General features: G+C 35.6%; 17 protein-coding genes. 16 read left to right on the top strand and 1 reads right to left on the bottom strand.

Translation table 11 applies throughout. The features are described from left to right. Nucleotides 1-11: 11 nt before the first annotated feature. From OEV98_RS09335 to OEV98_RS09295, 9 genes are all read left to right on the top strand, one after another. Nucleotides 12-1,175: a D-alanyl-D-alanine carboxypeptidase family protein gene (locus tag OEV98_RS09335; RefSeq protein WP_263073004.1), complete on the top strand. Its 1,164-nt coding sequence runs from the start codon at nt 12-14 to the stop codon at nt 1,173-1,175. 118 nt (nt 1,176-1,293) lie between these two features. Then, entirely contained in the window at nt 1,294-1,644 is a 351-nt protein-coding gene (spoIIAA, locus tag OEV98_RS09330) for an anti-sigma F factor antagonist (RefSeq protein WP_263073003.1), read from the top strand. Between the two features lies 1 nt (nt 1,645). Further along, complete coding sequence (spoIIAB, locus tag OEV98_RS09325) at nt 1,646-2,086, top strand: anti-sigma F factor (RefSeq protein ID WP_263073002.1); 441 nt, start codon at nt 1,646-1,648, stop codon at nt 2,084-2,086. A gap of 12 nt (nt 2,087-2,098) precedes the next feature. Further along, a complete protein-coding gene (sigF, locus tag OEV98_RS09320) occupies nt 2,099-2,857 on the top strand; it encodes an RNA polymerase sporulation sigma factor SigF (protein WP_263073001.1) in 759 nt (252 codons plus the stop codon). 129 nt (nt 2,858-2,986) lie between these two features. After that, a complete protein-coding gene (locus OEV98_RS09315) occupies nt 2,987-3,607 on the top strand; it encodes a stage V sporulation protein AA (RefSeq protein ID WP_263073000.1) in 621 nt (206 codons plus the stop codon). Beyond that, nucleotides 3,597-4,019: a stage V sporulation protein AB gene (locus OEV98_RS09310; RefSeq protein WP_263072999.1), complete on the top strand. Its 423-nt coding sequence runs from the start codon at nt 3,597-3,599 to the stop codon at nt 4,017-4,019. The genes OEV98_RS09315 and OEV98_RS09310 overlap by 11 nt, the downstream gene beginning before the upstream one ends. A gap of 57 nt (nt 4,020-4,076) precedes the next feature. Next, nucleotides 4,077-5,549, top strand: coding sequence for a spore germination protein (locus OEV98_RS09305; protein WP_263072998.1), 1,473 nt, complete (start codon nt 4,077-4,079; stop codon nt 5,547-5,549). 185 nt (nt 5,550-5,734) lie between these two features. Continuing rightward, the gene (gene lysA, locus OEV98_RS09300) at nt 5,735-7,054 is read left to right on the top strand and encodes a diaminopimelate decarboxylase (RefSeq protein ID WP_263072997.1); all 1,320 of its coding nucleotides are present in this window, start codon (nt 5,735-5,737) and stop codon (nt 7,052-7,054) included. 279 nt (nt 7,055-7,333) lie between these two features. Beyond that, nucleotides 7,334-7,678: a GNAT family N-acetyltransferase gene (locus OEV98_RS09295; protein WP_263072996.1), complete on the top strand. Its 345-nt coding sequence runs from the start codon at nt 7,334-7,336 to the stop codon at nt 7,676-7,678. Nucleotides 7,679-7,736: 58 nt separating this feature from the next. Here the strand turns inward: OEV98_RS09295 and OEV98_RS09290 are convergent, their stop codons facing one another. Continuing rightward, nucleotides 7,737-8,258 carry a DUF309 domain-containing protein gene (locus OEV98_RS09290; RefSeq protein WP_263072995.1) on the bottom strand — a complete coding sequence of 174 codons (522 nt, stop codon included), beginning with the start codon at nt 8,256-8,258 and terminating at the stop codon, nt 7,737-7,739. A 210-nt stretch (nt 8,259-8,468) separates the two neighbouring features. Between OEV98_RS09290 and OEV98_RS09285 the strand changes: the two genes are divergently transcribed. The 7 genes from OEV98_RS09285 (at nt 8,469) to resA (ending at nt 14,059) form a co-directional block, all read left to right on the top strand. Further along, nucleotides 8,469-9,212 (top strand): segregation/condensation protein A, encoded by a 744-nt coding sequence (locus OEV98_RS09285; protein WP_263072994.1) that lies wholly within the window; start codon nt 8,469-8,471, stop codon nt 9,210-9,212. Nucleotides 9,213-9,378: 166 nt separating this feature from the next. Next, nucleotides 9,379-9,972: an SMC-Scp complex subunit ScpB gene (gene scpB, locus OEV98_RS09280; RefSeq protein ID WP_263072993.1), complete on the top strand. Its 594-nt coding sequence runs from the start codon at nt 9,379-9,381 to the stop codon at nt 9,970-9,972. Between the two features lie 202 nt (nt 9,973-10,174). Continuing rightward, nucleotides 10,175-11,326, top strand: a complete 1,152-nt coding sequence (locus tag OEV98_RS09275; RefSeq protein ID WP_317633800.1) for a D-alanyl-D-alanine carboxypeptidase family protein — start codon at nt 10,175-10,177, stop codon at nt 11,324-11,326. Then, nucleotides 11,319-11,912 carry a nucleoside recognition domain-containing protein gene (locus OEV98_RS09270; RefSeq protein WP_263072991.1) on the top strand — a complete coding sequence of 198 codons (594 nt, stop codon included), beginning with the start codon at nt 11,319-11,321 and terminating at the stop codon, nt 11,910-11,912. The genes OEV98_RS09275 and OEV98_RS09270 overlap by 8 nt, the downstream gene beginning before the upstream one ends. Continuing rightward, nucleotides 11,913-12,449 (top strand): spore maturation protein, encoded by a 537-nt coding sequence (locus OEV98_RS09265; protein WP_263072990.1) that lies wholly within the window; start codon nt 11,913-11,915, stop codon nt 12,447-12,449. 211 nt (nt 12,450-12,660) lie between these two features. Next, nucleotides 12,661-13,392, top strand: coding sequence for a pseudouridine synthase (locus tag OEV98_RS09260; RefSeq protein WP_263072989.1), 732 nt, complete (start codon nt 12,661-12,663; stop codon nt 13,390-13,392). A 139-nt stretch (nt 13,393-13,531) separates the two neighbouring features. Further along, nucleotides 13,532-14,059 carry a thiol-disulfide oxidoreductase ResA gene (gene resA, locus OEV98_RS09255; RefSeq protein ID WP_263072988.1) on the top strand — a complete coding sequence of 176 codons (528 nt, stop codon included), beginning with the start codon at nt 13,532-13,534 and terminating at the stop codon, nt 14,057-14,059. The last annotated feature ends 20 nt before the right edge of the window (nt 14,060-14,079 follow it).

The following is a 14,079-nucleotide window of genomic DNA, read 5'->3' as shown; positions in this document are numbered from 1 at the left end:
GAGGGAAAGTAATGAAACGGTTCTTATTGGTAGCCATAGCAGCAATATTTTTTTACGTTTCTATTCAACCAACGAATAGTTTTGCCGAGGAGTCTCAAATTAATTTAGCTGATAATGCAAAATCAGCAATATTAATTGAACAGGATACTGGAGCGGTCCTATTTGAAAAAAATAGTCAAGAAGAACTACCACCTGCCAGTATGACCAAAATAATGACTATGCTTTTAATTATGGAAGCATTAGACACTGGGAAAATCTCCATAGATGAGAAGGTACGCACAAGTGAATACGCAGCCTCTATGGGAGGATCACAAATCTTTTTGGAGCCTGGCGAAGAAATGACGGTAGACGAACTTCTCCGTGGAATTTCTATTGGTTCTGCAAATGATGCTTCGGTAGCAATGGCGGAACGAATCGCCGGTTCTGAGGAAGCATTCGTAAAAATGATGAATGATAAAGCAAAGGCATTAGGACTAAAAAACACTAAATTTCAAAATGCTACTGGTCTTCCGAGCGAGGATCATTACAGCAGTGCCTATGATATGGCGCAACTAGCAAAAGAGTTACTGAAATATGACAACATTACGAAATATACCGGACTATATGAATCTTATTTACGTGAGGATTCCGATAAAAAGTTTTGGCTAGTCAATACGAATCGTCTTGTCCGTTTTTATTCTGGTGTTGATGGCTTAAAAACAGGATTTACGAATGATGCAAAATATTGCTTAACTGCAACTGCAAAGAAAAATGGTATGCGGGTTATTGCCGTTGTTTTCGGAGCACCTACTCCAAAGGATCGGAACTTACAAATTACAAAGATGTTAGATTATGCATTTAGTCAATTTGAAACAAAACCGATGTTCCAAAAAGGAGAGGTACTTGGGAAAGCAAAAATTCAAAAAGGACAAGCAAAGGTTATTAATGGAATTACCGATAAACAAATTTCTATTCTCAATAAAAAAGGTGATAAGCTTGGCGATGTACAAAAGGAAATTACTTTTTTACAGGTGAAGGCGCCGATTAAAAAGGGTGATCCAGTAGGAAAGGTAACCATTTATAAGAATGGAAAGGTCTTATCCGAAAGTGACATCATAGCGGAGGAAGATGTGGATTCTGCCACTTGGTGGACATTATTCAAACGCTCCTTTGGAATGTTCACGAAGGTTCAATAAAGAACTTTGTAGAAATTTTGTAAAAAAAGAAGAATTTTCACTAGTTTTGTCGATAAGAAGGAATTAGCGTTTTTAATATCGAATTGACTCACTATACAAGAGAAGGAGGCTGTGTATAGTGAGTCTAAATATTAATCTTGAAATGAAACAGAATGTACTATGTGTCCGCTTAAGCGGTGAATTAGATCATCATACTGCTGACCAAGTACGCGACCAAGTTTCTACTACTATTGAAAAGCATGATATTCGTTATTTAGTCATGAATTTAGAAAACCTAATGTTTATGGATAGTTCTGGTTTAGGAGTTATTTTAGGTAGATATAAACAAATTAAACAACGTAATGGCGAAATGGTAGTTTGTGCTGTTTCTCCCCCAGTTGAGCGATTATTTAATATGTCAGGATTATTTAAGATTATTCGCTTAGAGCCGACAGAGGAATTCGCTTTAAAACGATTGGGGGTTGCCTAATATGAACAATGAAATGCACTTACAGTTTCGTGCCATAAGTGAAAATGAATCCTTTGCAAGGGTAGCAGTTGCAGCATTTATTGCACAATTAGATCCGACAATGGATGAATTAACGGAAATTAAAACAGTAGTTTCGGAGGCTGTGACAAATGCGATAATTCATGGCTATGAAAATAATGAAAATGGAATCGTATATATTTCTGTTACAATTGATGGTCATTATGTGGAATTAGAAATTAGAGATGAAGGATTAGGAATCATGGATATTGAGGAAGCAAAGCAACCTCTATTTACAACAAAGCCTGAGTTAGAGCGTTCTGGAATGGGATTTACGATTATGGAGAATTTTATGGATGAGATGACAGTAGACTCTCATCCAAATCAAGGAACAGTTATTCGTTTAAAAAAGCATTTATCAAAAGCGAAAGCACTGAGCAATTAAGGGGTATTGCCAATGGATGTGGAGGTTAAAAAAGGTTCAAGTCAGACGTACTTAAAAGATGAAGAAATCAAGGAATTGATTAAACAAAGCCAAGCCGGCGACCAAGAAGCAAGAAATAAAATTATTGAAAAAAATATGCGGCTCGTATGGTCTGTCGTTCAACGCTTTTTAAATCGTGGGTATGATCCAGATGATTTATTTCAAATTGGTAGTATTGGTTTGCTAAAATCGGTTGATAAATTCGATTTATCTTATGATGTAAAGTTTTCAACTTATGCAGTACCAATGATTATTGGAGAAATCCAACGGTTTTTACGAGATGATGGGACAATTAAAGTTAGTCGTTCGTTAAAGGAAATGGGTAATAAAATCCGCCGTGCGAAGGATGAATTATCAAAAGAATACGGACGAGTACCGACCGTATACGAGGTTAGCGAATATTTACAAATTCCTGTGGAAGAAATTTTGTTAGCGCAGGAAGCGGTTATGGCTCCAACATCAATTCATGAAACAGTATACGAAAATGACGGGGATCCGATTACACTTCTTGACCAAATTTCCGATACGAATGATGGGAAATGGTTTGAAAAGATTGCGTTAAAAGAAGCGATAGAAGAACTAGATGAAAGAGAAAAGCTTATCGTATATTTACGATATTATAAAGACCAAACTCAATCAGAAGTGGCAGGAAGATTAGGTATCTCCCAAGTTCAAGTATCGCGATTAGAGAAAAAAATATTAAAACAAATGAAAGACCAGATGGATATTTAATTCATTTGGTCTTTTTATTTTTGCCCCTTTCGTTTGGAAACCATGCATGTAAATAATTGGATTTCATGATTCTACCTGTTGGATACCATACTATACGTACAATATATTTGTTCAGGAAGTGAATAGAGTGTGGAAAATACAATTTATATTCGTCTTAGACATCGGGTGGAAGTAAAAGAAAACGAAAGGATACGCTTAAAGGATGTTGCTCTAATTATCGCGCCTGAAAATATTTTGCCTACATTAGAAAACTTATGCATTTATGAGGTCACGAAAGAAGATAAAAATACGATTATTATTGATGGTATGCAAGTTATCAAGCATATCACCTTTCAAACAAATGAATCGGAGATACAGCTCATTGGTCCTCCGCAAACAATTATTGAAGTAGTTTATAAAAAATCCCGCTTGTCGTTCCCGATTTTCCTTATAGTATGGTTTTTATTGTTTATTGGATCAGCGTTTACGATTATGAATTTTCATGAGGACGTTAGTATGCAGCTAGTCCATCAAAAATTATTTTATTTACTTACGGGAATAAAGGACTCCAAACCTTTAGTGTTTCAAATACCATATTCAATTGGTTTAGGGTTAGGGATGATTTTATTTTTTAATCATGTATTCAAGAAAAGAATTAATGAAGAGCCAAGCCCGTTAGAAGTGGAGATGTTTAATTATCAGCAAGCGATCGACCAATATTTAGTCATGCATGAGAACAAAGAAAGAATGAAGAAAATACATGATCGCTAAAATTTTATTTGTTATTATCGTCGGTTTAGCTTGCGGATTAGCAGTAGGGGCTGGTTTTGTTGCATTCATCACCGTTTTAAGTATTATCCCGCGATTGATGCAGTTAACAAAAACAATGACGAAGATTCTTTATTATGAAGCAGCGGTAGTATTAGGTGTCGTATCAGGTGCCTGGTTAAGTTTACAGGAACCAGTATTTTCCATTAATCGTTATTTTTTGCTCGTTTTTGGTTTATTTTATGGTGTATTTGTAGGTATGCTATCTGCTGCTTTGACCGAGGTATTAAATGTTTTTCCGTTATTAGCAAAACGAATCAAACTACAAGAACGATTATTATACCTATTAATGGCAATGGTATTTGGTAAAATTTTTGGTTCATTATTCCATTGGATATTTTTCGTCGATATGTAAAATCTAACGAAAACATTATGTTGATATTTCCAATTCGAAAGGTGTTGATGGCAGGAAATGGATAGACAGAAAACAATGTTGCCGATCCCAGATAATGTAGCGGAAATAGAAGACTATATGAAACGAAGAATTGGTCTCGGAGACAGCTTTGATTTAGGTGTTCGCAAAATAAAAATCCTGAAAAAAGATGTCCATCTGTATTATACAAATGGTCTCTGTGACACCTCGTTTATTATGCGAATTTTGATGGAAATAGTCCATATTAACGATAATGAGAAATATTCCTCACAATTAGAAAAAATCGTGGAAAATCGGACTATTCATCAATCTGTAGAAATAGTAGAAACAATGGATGAAGTAGTCGATCAAGTGCTCTCCGGCTTAATCGCCATTATTGTGGATGGAGAAACGGAAGCGCTCATCGTCGATACTAGAAGTTACCCTGGTAGACAACCAGAGGAGCCCGATACTGAAAAGGTCGTCCGTGGTTCCAGGGATGGCTTTGTGGAAAATATTATCATTAACACTGCATTAACGAGAAGAAGAATTCGTGATGAACGGCTTCGCTTCGAAATGAATAAAGTTGGGGAGCGTTCCAAAACGGACATTGCCATCGCATATGTAAAGGATATCGCCGATGAGGATTTATTAGATATTATTCGGAAAGAAATAAAGTCCATTAATGTCGATGGGTTAACAATGGCTGACAAAGCAGTAGAGGAATTTATTGTAAAACAAGGCTACAATCCTTATCCAGTAGTACGCTATACGGAACGAGCAGATGTTGCTGCGACCCATCTTTTGGAAGGACATATATTAATTTATGTCGATACGTCTCCAAGCGTTATAATCACACCAACAACGTATTTTCACCATGTTCAGCATGCGGAGGAATATAGGCAATCAGCAGCAGTAGGGACATTTATTCGGTGGACAAGATTTTTTGGAATATTAGCTTCCATCTTTTTGTTACCGTTGTGGATGCTATTTGTTTTACAACCTGATTTATTACCAGACAAAATTAGTTATATCGGTCCAAATGATAAATCAAGCGTGCCAGTTTTAGTACAAATATTTTTAGCGGATTTAGGTATTGAATTTTTACGAATTGCTGCTATCCACACACCAACTCCACTGTCCACTGCAATGGGACTAATTGCTGCAGTATTAATTGGGCAAATTGCAGTTGATGTCGGCTTATTTATACCCGAGGTTATTTTATATGTATCGATTGCTTCCGTCGGAACCTTTGCAACACCAAGCTATGAATTGAGTGCGGCAAATAAAATTGCTAGGACGTTCTTATTAATTATTGTCGCTATTTTTAAAGTACCTGGAATGGTTATAGGGACAACAATATTTATTCTATTTTTAGCGCAAATGCGTTCATTAAATACGCCGTATTTATGGCCACTACTTCCGTTTAATTTCCGAGCCTTTATGCAAATATTAGTTCGTCGTTCGACACCTGGCTCAAAAATTAGACCAAGTATTGTCCATCCAAGAAATCGCTACAAACAGCCAACGTAAGTCTGGCTGTTTTTGCCGTTGCAATACAATCATTCTTATGATAAGGTTTTTTTATTCGAAAATGAGAATATCATTAGCAAGCATCGATGATTTCTCCTAAAAAAAGTAAGGGACTGTTTAGCGAAGGACGCAAGGTTGCTCCCTGACATAGTTGGAAGGTTGGATACAGAAGGAGTAGATGGAGCATGTTTTTATATGGAACAATGGGTGTAAATGAACTAGGGAATTTAGAAATTGGTGGCTGTGATACCGTTGAACTGACGAAGCAATTTGGTACACCACTATATGTTTATGATATTGAATTAATCCGAAATCGTGCACGAAGCTTTCTACGGACATTTAAAAATCTCCAAATAAACGGACAAGTAGCTTATGCTAGTAAAGCATTTTCAACTATTGCAATTTTAGAAATTATGAATGAAGAAGGGTTATCCTTAGATGTCGTATCCGGTGGAGAATTATATACCGCATTAAAGGCTAATTTTCCAACAGAAAAAATTCATTTTCACGGTAACAATAAAAGCTATCCAGAATTGGAAATGGCAATAGATTGTAATATCGGTTGTATTGTTGTGGATAATTTTTATGAGCTAGGATTAGTAGATGAGATTTGTAAACGGAAAAACAAGCAAGCCAATATATTACTCCGGGTTACTCCGGGTATTGAAGCACATACACATGAATATATTCTAACTGGACAGGAAGATTCGAAATTTGGTTTTGATCTTCAAAATGGTCAAGCAAAAGAAGCGCTACAAAAATCATTAGAGCTGTCGACTGTAAATGTTCTTGGCGTCCATTGCCATATCGGCTCTCAAATTTTTGAAACAAGAGGATTCATTATTGCCATTGAAAAAATTTATGACCATCTTATTAACTGGAAGACAGATCTTCAATATGAGCCAAAAATATTGAATGTCGGTGGAGGTTTTGGTATCCGCTATACAGATAGTGATCATCCAATGGAGCCAGAAAACTATGTGGAAGCAATTATTCACGAAGTGAGTAAACAAGTAGAGACACACAATCTTTTAATGCCGGAAATTTGGATTGAGCCTGGCCGTTCACTTGTCGGTGATGCTGGAACAACATTATATACGATTGGGTCCCAAAAGGAAGTACCAGATGTACGCCACTATGTTTCAGTAGATGGTGGAATGAGTGATAATATTCGCCCAGCATTGTATCAAGCAAAATATGAAGCAATTATCGCTAATAAGGTACTAGAAGCAACGGAGGAAACGGTTTCTATTGCCGGTAAAGCCTGCGAATCAGGAGATATGTTAATTTGGGATATAGCATTACCGAAGGCGGAGGCTGGAGATGTTTTAGCTGTATTTTGTACAGGTGCGTATGGCTATTCCATGGCTAGTAATTATAACCGACTACCGCGACCTGCTGTAGTTTTTGTAGAACAAGGACATGCGAAGCTTGTAGTGAAGCGAGAAACATATGAAGATTTAATTAAACTTGATCTTTCACTCCAAGAAGTCGTAAAAAAATAATATTTTTGTTAAAAAATAGCCGTTTTTTCTGTAAAATTATGGTCAAACATAGATTAATACTCTACAATATAGTAAAATAGTAGAGTATTTGTTTCTCTTTTGGAGGGGCTTTAATGATGCAAAAGAAAAATGGAATCTTGTTCGTCCTTCTAGTAATTATAGGACTTGTATGGGGACTATATTATTGGGCTTTTATTGTCAATGGCAATTAATAGTATAACTCATCGAAATTAAGGGAAAAATAATGAAAAGACTAGTTTTATATAATGAGGGGTTATCATGTTAATTCGATATAAGAAATTATTTGAAAAAATAGCAATGGGTCTGCTTTCTTTTATGCCGAATGAAAAAGACATAAAGAAATTGCAGCAAACAATTAAACAATATGAATCGGATGAAAATTGGCATCTTTTTTTATGGAAAGAAGATGATGATATTATTGGTATTATTGGTGTGTATCGAAAGGATGAAAATGTGATGGAAATTCATCACATTTCGGTCAATCCTTCCTATCGGAACCAAGGAATTGGAAAAGGAATGGTGAAAGCACTTAAAGATATGTATCCCCAATCCACTCTTATACCGATAAAAGATATTGAAACGTTCTATAATAAATGTGACTAATCATCATGAAGAAAAAGCGGTTAGACTAACGCTAAAAGTCGAGCCGCTTTTTTAGGTGTTAAAGATTTTTTCTACTCCTACTTTTCATTTGCATTGACACTTGTCTCGTTAGGATAATTTCCGAACGGTCACGAAGCAGATGCTTGTTAATAATATACGCATCATCAATTGTTTCTTGATAGGATAATCCGTTGAGTCTACAAGCATTTATGTATTTTTTTAAAAGTGTATCGTGTTTTATTGGAAGTCGAATTGCTTTATAGGAATCGGAGTGATTCAGCCGATGGATTGTTTGCTTCAATTGCAGCAGTAACTGCATAGGATCAAAACCAAGTGATTCTAACTGCGTTTCTTCTTCACACATAATAGTGTATGCACTTTGCATCAGCTTTTTTGCACCACGAAAATTATTTCTGCGATAGTGATAAAAGGCTGCGGCAATTTGAATAAAGCCAACCCATATTTTATTAGATTTCCCTTCCTTTTTCCAATATTCTTCTAAAATTTCATGACACTCGAAGTAATCTCTTTTACAGTGGAAATGTACTAAATAGTCAATTAATGCATAAGGAATTTTCAAGTTGATTCACCTTTCCTAGTCGATAGGAGTCAAAGCTTACCTCGTTGCTCACCCGAAGGATATGCTGGGTGGTTTCAGTTTGCTGATGATAAATAAGGAAATACCAATAAACTATCGAAACAGTTTAAGCAAAAGACGATAGAAGTAGGTTAAGTTTTCCTTTATACTTAATATAGTTTAACAAATAAATGATAATAATGGTGGTAATGTATGCAAGTAAATATTAAAACTGCAGGGTTTGAAGGCCCGCTCGATTTACTCCTCCATTTAATAAAACATTTAGAAATTGATATATACGATATTCCGATGTCGGAAATTACCGATCAATATCTATTATATATTCATACGATGAAAGAATTGGAGCTAGATGTTGCTAGTGAATTTCTTGTAATGGCAGCTACTTTGCTTGCAATTAAAAGTCAAATGCTGCTTCCAAAGTATGAAAACAGCGGGGATGACGATTTATTAGAAGAAGAATATATCGAAGATCCGCGTGAGGAGTTAGTTTCTAGATTAATAGAATATCGAAAATATAAAGAAGCGGCAAATGATTTGAAAGAAAAGGAAAAAGAGCGTTCCTTAATGTTTACAAAGCCACCAAGTGATTTATCCGATTATGCTACGAATGTTCCAGTGGAAGAAATCGATAATAAGGTAACCATATATGATATGCTTGGTGCCTTTAATAAACTATTACGAAGACAAAAATTACAAAAACCATTGCATACAAAAGTTGCCAGGCAGGAAATCTCGATTGAAAAACGGATGCAGGAAGTAGAAAGTCACTTAGTAAATGTAGGCGATTGGGTAAATTTCTTCGATTTATTTCCATATCCCGAAAAGGAATACATTGTTGTTACATTTCTAGCGATTTTAGAATTAATGAAAAGAGACAGTGTTGAATTTCAACAAAAAGGGAACTTTGAAGAAATTTGGTTACAGTATAAGAAGTAATGATGAATTAATGTATGTTAAGCAGAATACACAGAGGAATTGCAGTCTGTGCTCTGTTAACAACAACCTATTAGCATGAGAAAAGGCAAAAGTTAAATATACTCCTTCATTTCCGAAACAAAAGTGGTTAAGTAAAGATAAGATTCATTAGTAGAGGTGAAAACGATTGAATAAAATTGTTCATTGGACAGGAATATTAGAAAGCTTATTATTTGCTGCTGGTGATGAAGGGTTAACATTAAAGCAGATTATGAAAGTAATGGATATAGAAGAGTTTGAAGCACAAGCTGTTGTGGAAGAATTAAAGCAGGAATATGATCAAAATGAAGATCGCGGGATTACGTTAATTCAGTTAGCAGGAACCTATCAATTAGCGACAAAAAAAGAGCATGCCGTATATTTACAACGATTAGTAGAAGTACCAAACCAGACGACATTATCGCAGGCTGGGTTAGAAACATTAACCATTATTGCCTATAAACAGCCGATTACAAGAGCGGAGATTGAAGATATTCGTGGAGTGAAAACAGATCGTCCAATCCAAACATTAGTAGCAAAAGGACTAATTCAAGAGGTTGGTCGAGCAGAGGGTGCTGGTCGAGCCATCCTATACGGTACAACAAAGGAATTTTTAGATTATTTTGGGTTGAAGGATATTAAAGAGCTTCCACCATTACCGGAAACAAATCAAGAAGAATTTTTACAAGATGAAGCAGACTTATTTTTTGACCAAATAAGAGTGGATGACACAATCGAATAAAGGGTAAGAAGGAATATTCATAAGTATTGATTACTTATGGATATTTTTTTGGGGGATTTCTTGAATCGACTAGTAAACATAATTTAAAGCTCGCCAGCTTAAAAACAATGTTACTTTTATTTTTTATCATATCTTACGTACTCCAACCATACACTTGTACAAAACGAATAAAAGGAGTCGATGGACAAGTATGGGGGTGCACATGAAACGGTTCCTAATCATTCTCTTAGTATCTATACTTATCATACACATGTTTCCTAAAAAAAGCTTTGCTTCAGTAAGTGTCAATTCAGCAGCCGCAATTGTGATGGATCAAAAAACGGGACGAGTCTTTTTTGAAAAAAATGCAAATGAGCCAATGAAAATAGCTAGTATCACAAAAATAATGACGGCTATCATTGCGATTGAATCTGGAAAGCTGGATGAGGAGGTAACAATAAGCAAAAATGCTGTGAATACAGAAGGATCCTCGATTTACTTAAAAGAGAAAGAAAAAATGAAACTAGAGGATTTAGTCTACGGCTTAATGCTTCGTTCAGGCAATGATGCTGCGGTTGCTATAGCGGAATACGTTGGCGGGAGTGTGGAAGGGTTTGTTTATTTAATGAATGAAAAAGCAGCGCAAATTGGAATGAAAAATACTCATTTTGCAAATCCGCATGGACTTGATGATTCTGATGAACACTACTCGACAGCGTATGATATGGCAATTTTAACAAAGTATGCAATGCAAAATGATAAATACAAGGAAATTGCCGGAACAAAAGTCCACTATGCGCCAAATCCGTCAAGCAAGTGGGATAGAAAGTGGACCAATAAAAATCGCTTATTGACCGGTCTTTATAAATATTCTACTGGTGGGAAGACAGGGTATACAAAGAAAGCGCACCGAACCCTTGTATCCACTGCATCTAAAGATGGTATGGATTTAATAGCAGTCACGTTAAACTCCCCATCCTCAGGAGATTGGAACGAGCATATTCGAATGTTTGAATTTGTTTTTTCTGACTTCGAATATCAAACGATTCTTAAAGATGGAAATATTGAGGACGTTAAAAACTCAATTTATAAAAACCGTGCCTATTTAGCACGTGCATATCAATATCCGATTACGGATGAGGAAAAGGATTTATTTAAAGTGGAGTATCGCTTAATCAAACCAAAAAAGAATTGGAAGAAAAATCCAGAAAATGTTCCAGAAATTATAGGAAAAACGGAAATATATTTCGATGATAAATTAATTCAAACGATGCCGATTTATTATAAATATGAAGACGCTGAAACGAAAAAGTCATTTTTTGATGTCGCAAAACAGATTTTTGGAACAATAATAGGGGTAAAAGCAAATGATTAATTATATTTGGGTAGCAATGACCATTATTGGAATTATATTTGCGATGTTTAATGGGACAATGGACGATGTGAATAAAGCGGTTTTTCAAGGTGCGCAAGATGCAGTAACTCTATGTATTGGATTAATAAGCGTTCTTGTGTTTTGGCTAGGATTAATGAAAATTGCCCAAAGCTCCGGGTTACTTGATATTTTAGCAAAATTATTTCGTCCATTCGTAAAAAAGCTATTTCCTGATATTCCGGATGATCATCCAGCAATGGGGTATATTTTGTCTAACTTAATGGCTAATATGTTTGGACTAGGAAACGCAGCAACGCCATTAGGAATAAAAGCAATGGAACAATTAAAAAAACTGAATGGGGATAAAGATTCTGCTAGCCGATCAATGATTACTTTCCTTGTCATCAATACATCAAGTCTTACGATTATTCCAACCACCGTGCTTGCAATTCGCATGAATTATGATTCTGCATCGCCAGCGGAAATTGTCCTTCCAACATTAATCGCAACTATTTGCTCCACACTAGGCGCTATTTTTATCGATCGCTTTTTCTATAACCGCAAAAACCGAAGCGGGGTGAAGTAAATGCAATTGGTTTCCACTATTTCCTTATGGCTCATTCCTATTTTAATTGGTTTTATATTAGTGCATGGAACGTGGAAAAAGGTTCCTACATATGAAACCTTTGTTGAGGGTGGGAAAGAAGGAATTAAAATCGCCATTTCAATTATCCCGTTTCTAGTTGGAATGTTAGTATCAATAGCAATATTCCGAGCTTCTGGTGCGTTACAGTTTTTTGTCGATTTAATAAAACCTTTTTTAGAATTTATTGGTGTTCCTGCAGAAATTGTCCCTCTTGCAATTATCCGCCCGATATCAGGGACAGCAGCACTAGGCATGACGAGTGACTTAATAGCTACCTATGGACCAGATTCATTTATTGGTAGGCTAGCATCAGTTCTCCAAGGAAGTACCGATACAACCTTCTATGTACTTACCGTTTACTTTGGTGCTGTAGGAATTAAAAAAATGGGGGATGCACTGAAAATCGGCTTACTTGCGGATGCAGTCGGTATTATTGCTAGTATCATTGTCGTTACTCTCTTCTTTGGTACAATTTAATATAGTAAGGAGATTCGAAACCGGGAAAAATATAATACGCCCGGTTTTTTTATTTTTTATAAATTTTTCTCGCTTTTTTATTTATTATTGCTTGTTTTCCTATGGAAAATATTTTTTCTTTGTTTTCCTGTGGAATATATGTCATAATTCATGCAGGAAGAACCATTACAAATTTTAGCTTAATGTAGATTAATAAAGGGGTGTCAACCTTTTGGAAAGATTACAAAAAGTAATAGCACATGCAGGTATAGCTTCGAGAAGAAAAGCGGAGGAGCTAATAAAAGAAGGTAGAGTGACTGTTAATGGAAAGGTAGTTACTGAATTAGGAATAAAAGTTACGCCTAAGGATGAAATAGAGGTAAATGGAGTTAAAATAGAAGGTGAAGAACCAGTTTACTTTTTATTCTACAAACCAAGAGGAGTTATCACCTCTGTAAATGATGAAAAGGGAAGAAAAACAGTAATGGAATTTTTCCCTCAAGTAAAACAACGGATTTATCCGGTAGGTAGACTAGATTACGATACATCTGGATTATTAATTATGACAAATGATGGCGAATTCGCGAATCTTTTAATGCATCCAAAGTTTGAAACAGACAAAACTTACGTTGCGAAAGTAAAAGGAATTCCAAATCGGGAAGATTTAAAAAAATTACAAAAGGGTGTAAGACTGGAGGACGGGATGACAGCTCCAGCTCGAGTAAAATTCTTATCTAGCGATCGGAAAAAAAATACTGCGATTGTTGAAATTACCATTCATGAAGGTAGAAATCGTCAAGTTCGTCGAATGTTTGATAGTATTGGATTTCCTGTATTAAAATTAAAAAGGGAGCGATTTTCCTTTTTAACATTACACGGTTTAAATCCTGGTGATTCTCGTGTACTTACTCCACATGAAATTAAGCAACTACGAACAATTGCCAATAAAGGAAGTTTAATTTAGGAAAAAGTCAATGGCAGCTGGTTACAAATTTCGGAATTTAGAGCCAGCTGTCACAAAAACTTCATAAAGTAAACGCTATATTATTTGAGGCAAGTGATATAATCTAACAAAAAACGGTCTGTTTTAGGAGGGGTGTTTTGTGAATAAAAAGAATCGACAAATTCGGCGTACGGTTATATTGGTTCTTTTAGCAGTGGCGATTATTTACACATTGTATGCTAACTTTACGAAAGATGATAGAAAAGTAGCAGCTGTCGGCGACAAAGCTCCCGATTTTGTTTTAACGGATTTGGATGGAAAGGAATATAAGCTTTCCGATTATAAGGGAAAAGGGGTATTCCTTAATTTTTGGGGTACATATTGTAAGCCGTGTAAAAAAGAAATGCCATATGTTGATAACCAGTATAAAAAATATAAGGAGCAAGGTGTGGAAGTATTAGCGGTTAACGTTGGAGAAACCGATTTAGCAATTGAAACCTTTGCAAATCAATATGGATTATCGTTTCCGATTGTAGTAGACGAAGATGCAGAAGTGCAAGAGGCATATGGGATTTATCCATTACCAGCAACATTTTTAATAAATCCTGATGGGAAAATTGTTAAATACATAACAGGGGAAATGAACGAACAAATGGTACAACAATATATGGAAATGATAAAACCATAATTGTTAAATAGGGAGTTTTT

The organism is Perspicuibacillus lycopersici (assembly GCF_025660475.1).
Classification (GTDB): Bacteria; Bacillota; Bacilli; order Bacillales; family Caldibacillaceae; genus Perspicuibacillus; species Perspicuibacillus lycopersici.
This window is presented reverse-complemented; position numbering and strand designations above follow the sequence as displayed.

Excerpts from the sequence above, each read along its gene's own strand:
- OEV98_RS09335 (WP_263073004.1), top strand. The coding sequence starts at position 12 with ATGAAACGGTTCTTATTGGTAGCCATAGCAGCAATATTTTTTTACGTT.
- spoIIAB (WP_263073002.1), top strand. The coding sequence starts at position 1,646 with ATGAACAATGAAATGCACTTACAGTTTCGTGCCATAAGTGAAAATGAA.
- sigF (WP_263073001.1), top strand. The coding sequence starts at position 2,099 with ATGGATGTGGAGGTTAAAAAAGGTTCAAGTCAGACGTACTTAAAAGAT.
- OEV98_RS09310 (WP_263072999.1), top strand. The coding sequence starts at position 3,597 with ATGATCGCTAAAATTTTATTTGTTATTATCGTCGGTTTAGCTTGCGGA.
- OEV98_RS09305 (WP_263072998.1), top strand. The coding sequence starts at position 4,077 with ATGGATAGACAGAAAACAATGTTGCCGATCCCAGATAATGTAGCGGAA.
- lysA (WP_263072997.1), top strand. The coding sequence starts at position 5,735 with ATGTTTTTATATGGAACAATGGGTGTAAATGAACTAGGGAATTTAGAA.
- OEV98_RS09295 (WP_263072996.1), top strand. The coding sequence starts at position 7,334 with ATGTTAATTCGATATAAGAAATTATTTGAAAAAATAGCAATGGGTCTG.
- OEV98_RS09285 (WP_263072994.1), top strand. The coding sequence starts at position 8,469 with ATGCAAGTAAATATTAAAACTGCAGGGTTTGAAGGCCCGCTCGATTTA.
- OEV98_RS09275 (WP_317633800.1), top strand. The coding sequence starts at position 10,175 with ATGAAACGGTTCCTAATCATTCTCTTAGTATCTATACTTATCATACAC.
- OEV98_RS09270 (WP_263072991.1), top strand. The coding sequence starts at position 11,319 with ATGATTAATTATATTTGGGTAGCAATGACCATTATTGGAATTATATTT.
- OEV98_RS09265 (WP_263072990.1), top strand. The coding sequence starts at position 11,913 with ATGCAATTGGTTTCCACTATTTCCTTATGGCTCATTCCTATTTTAATT.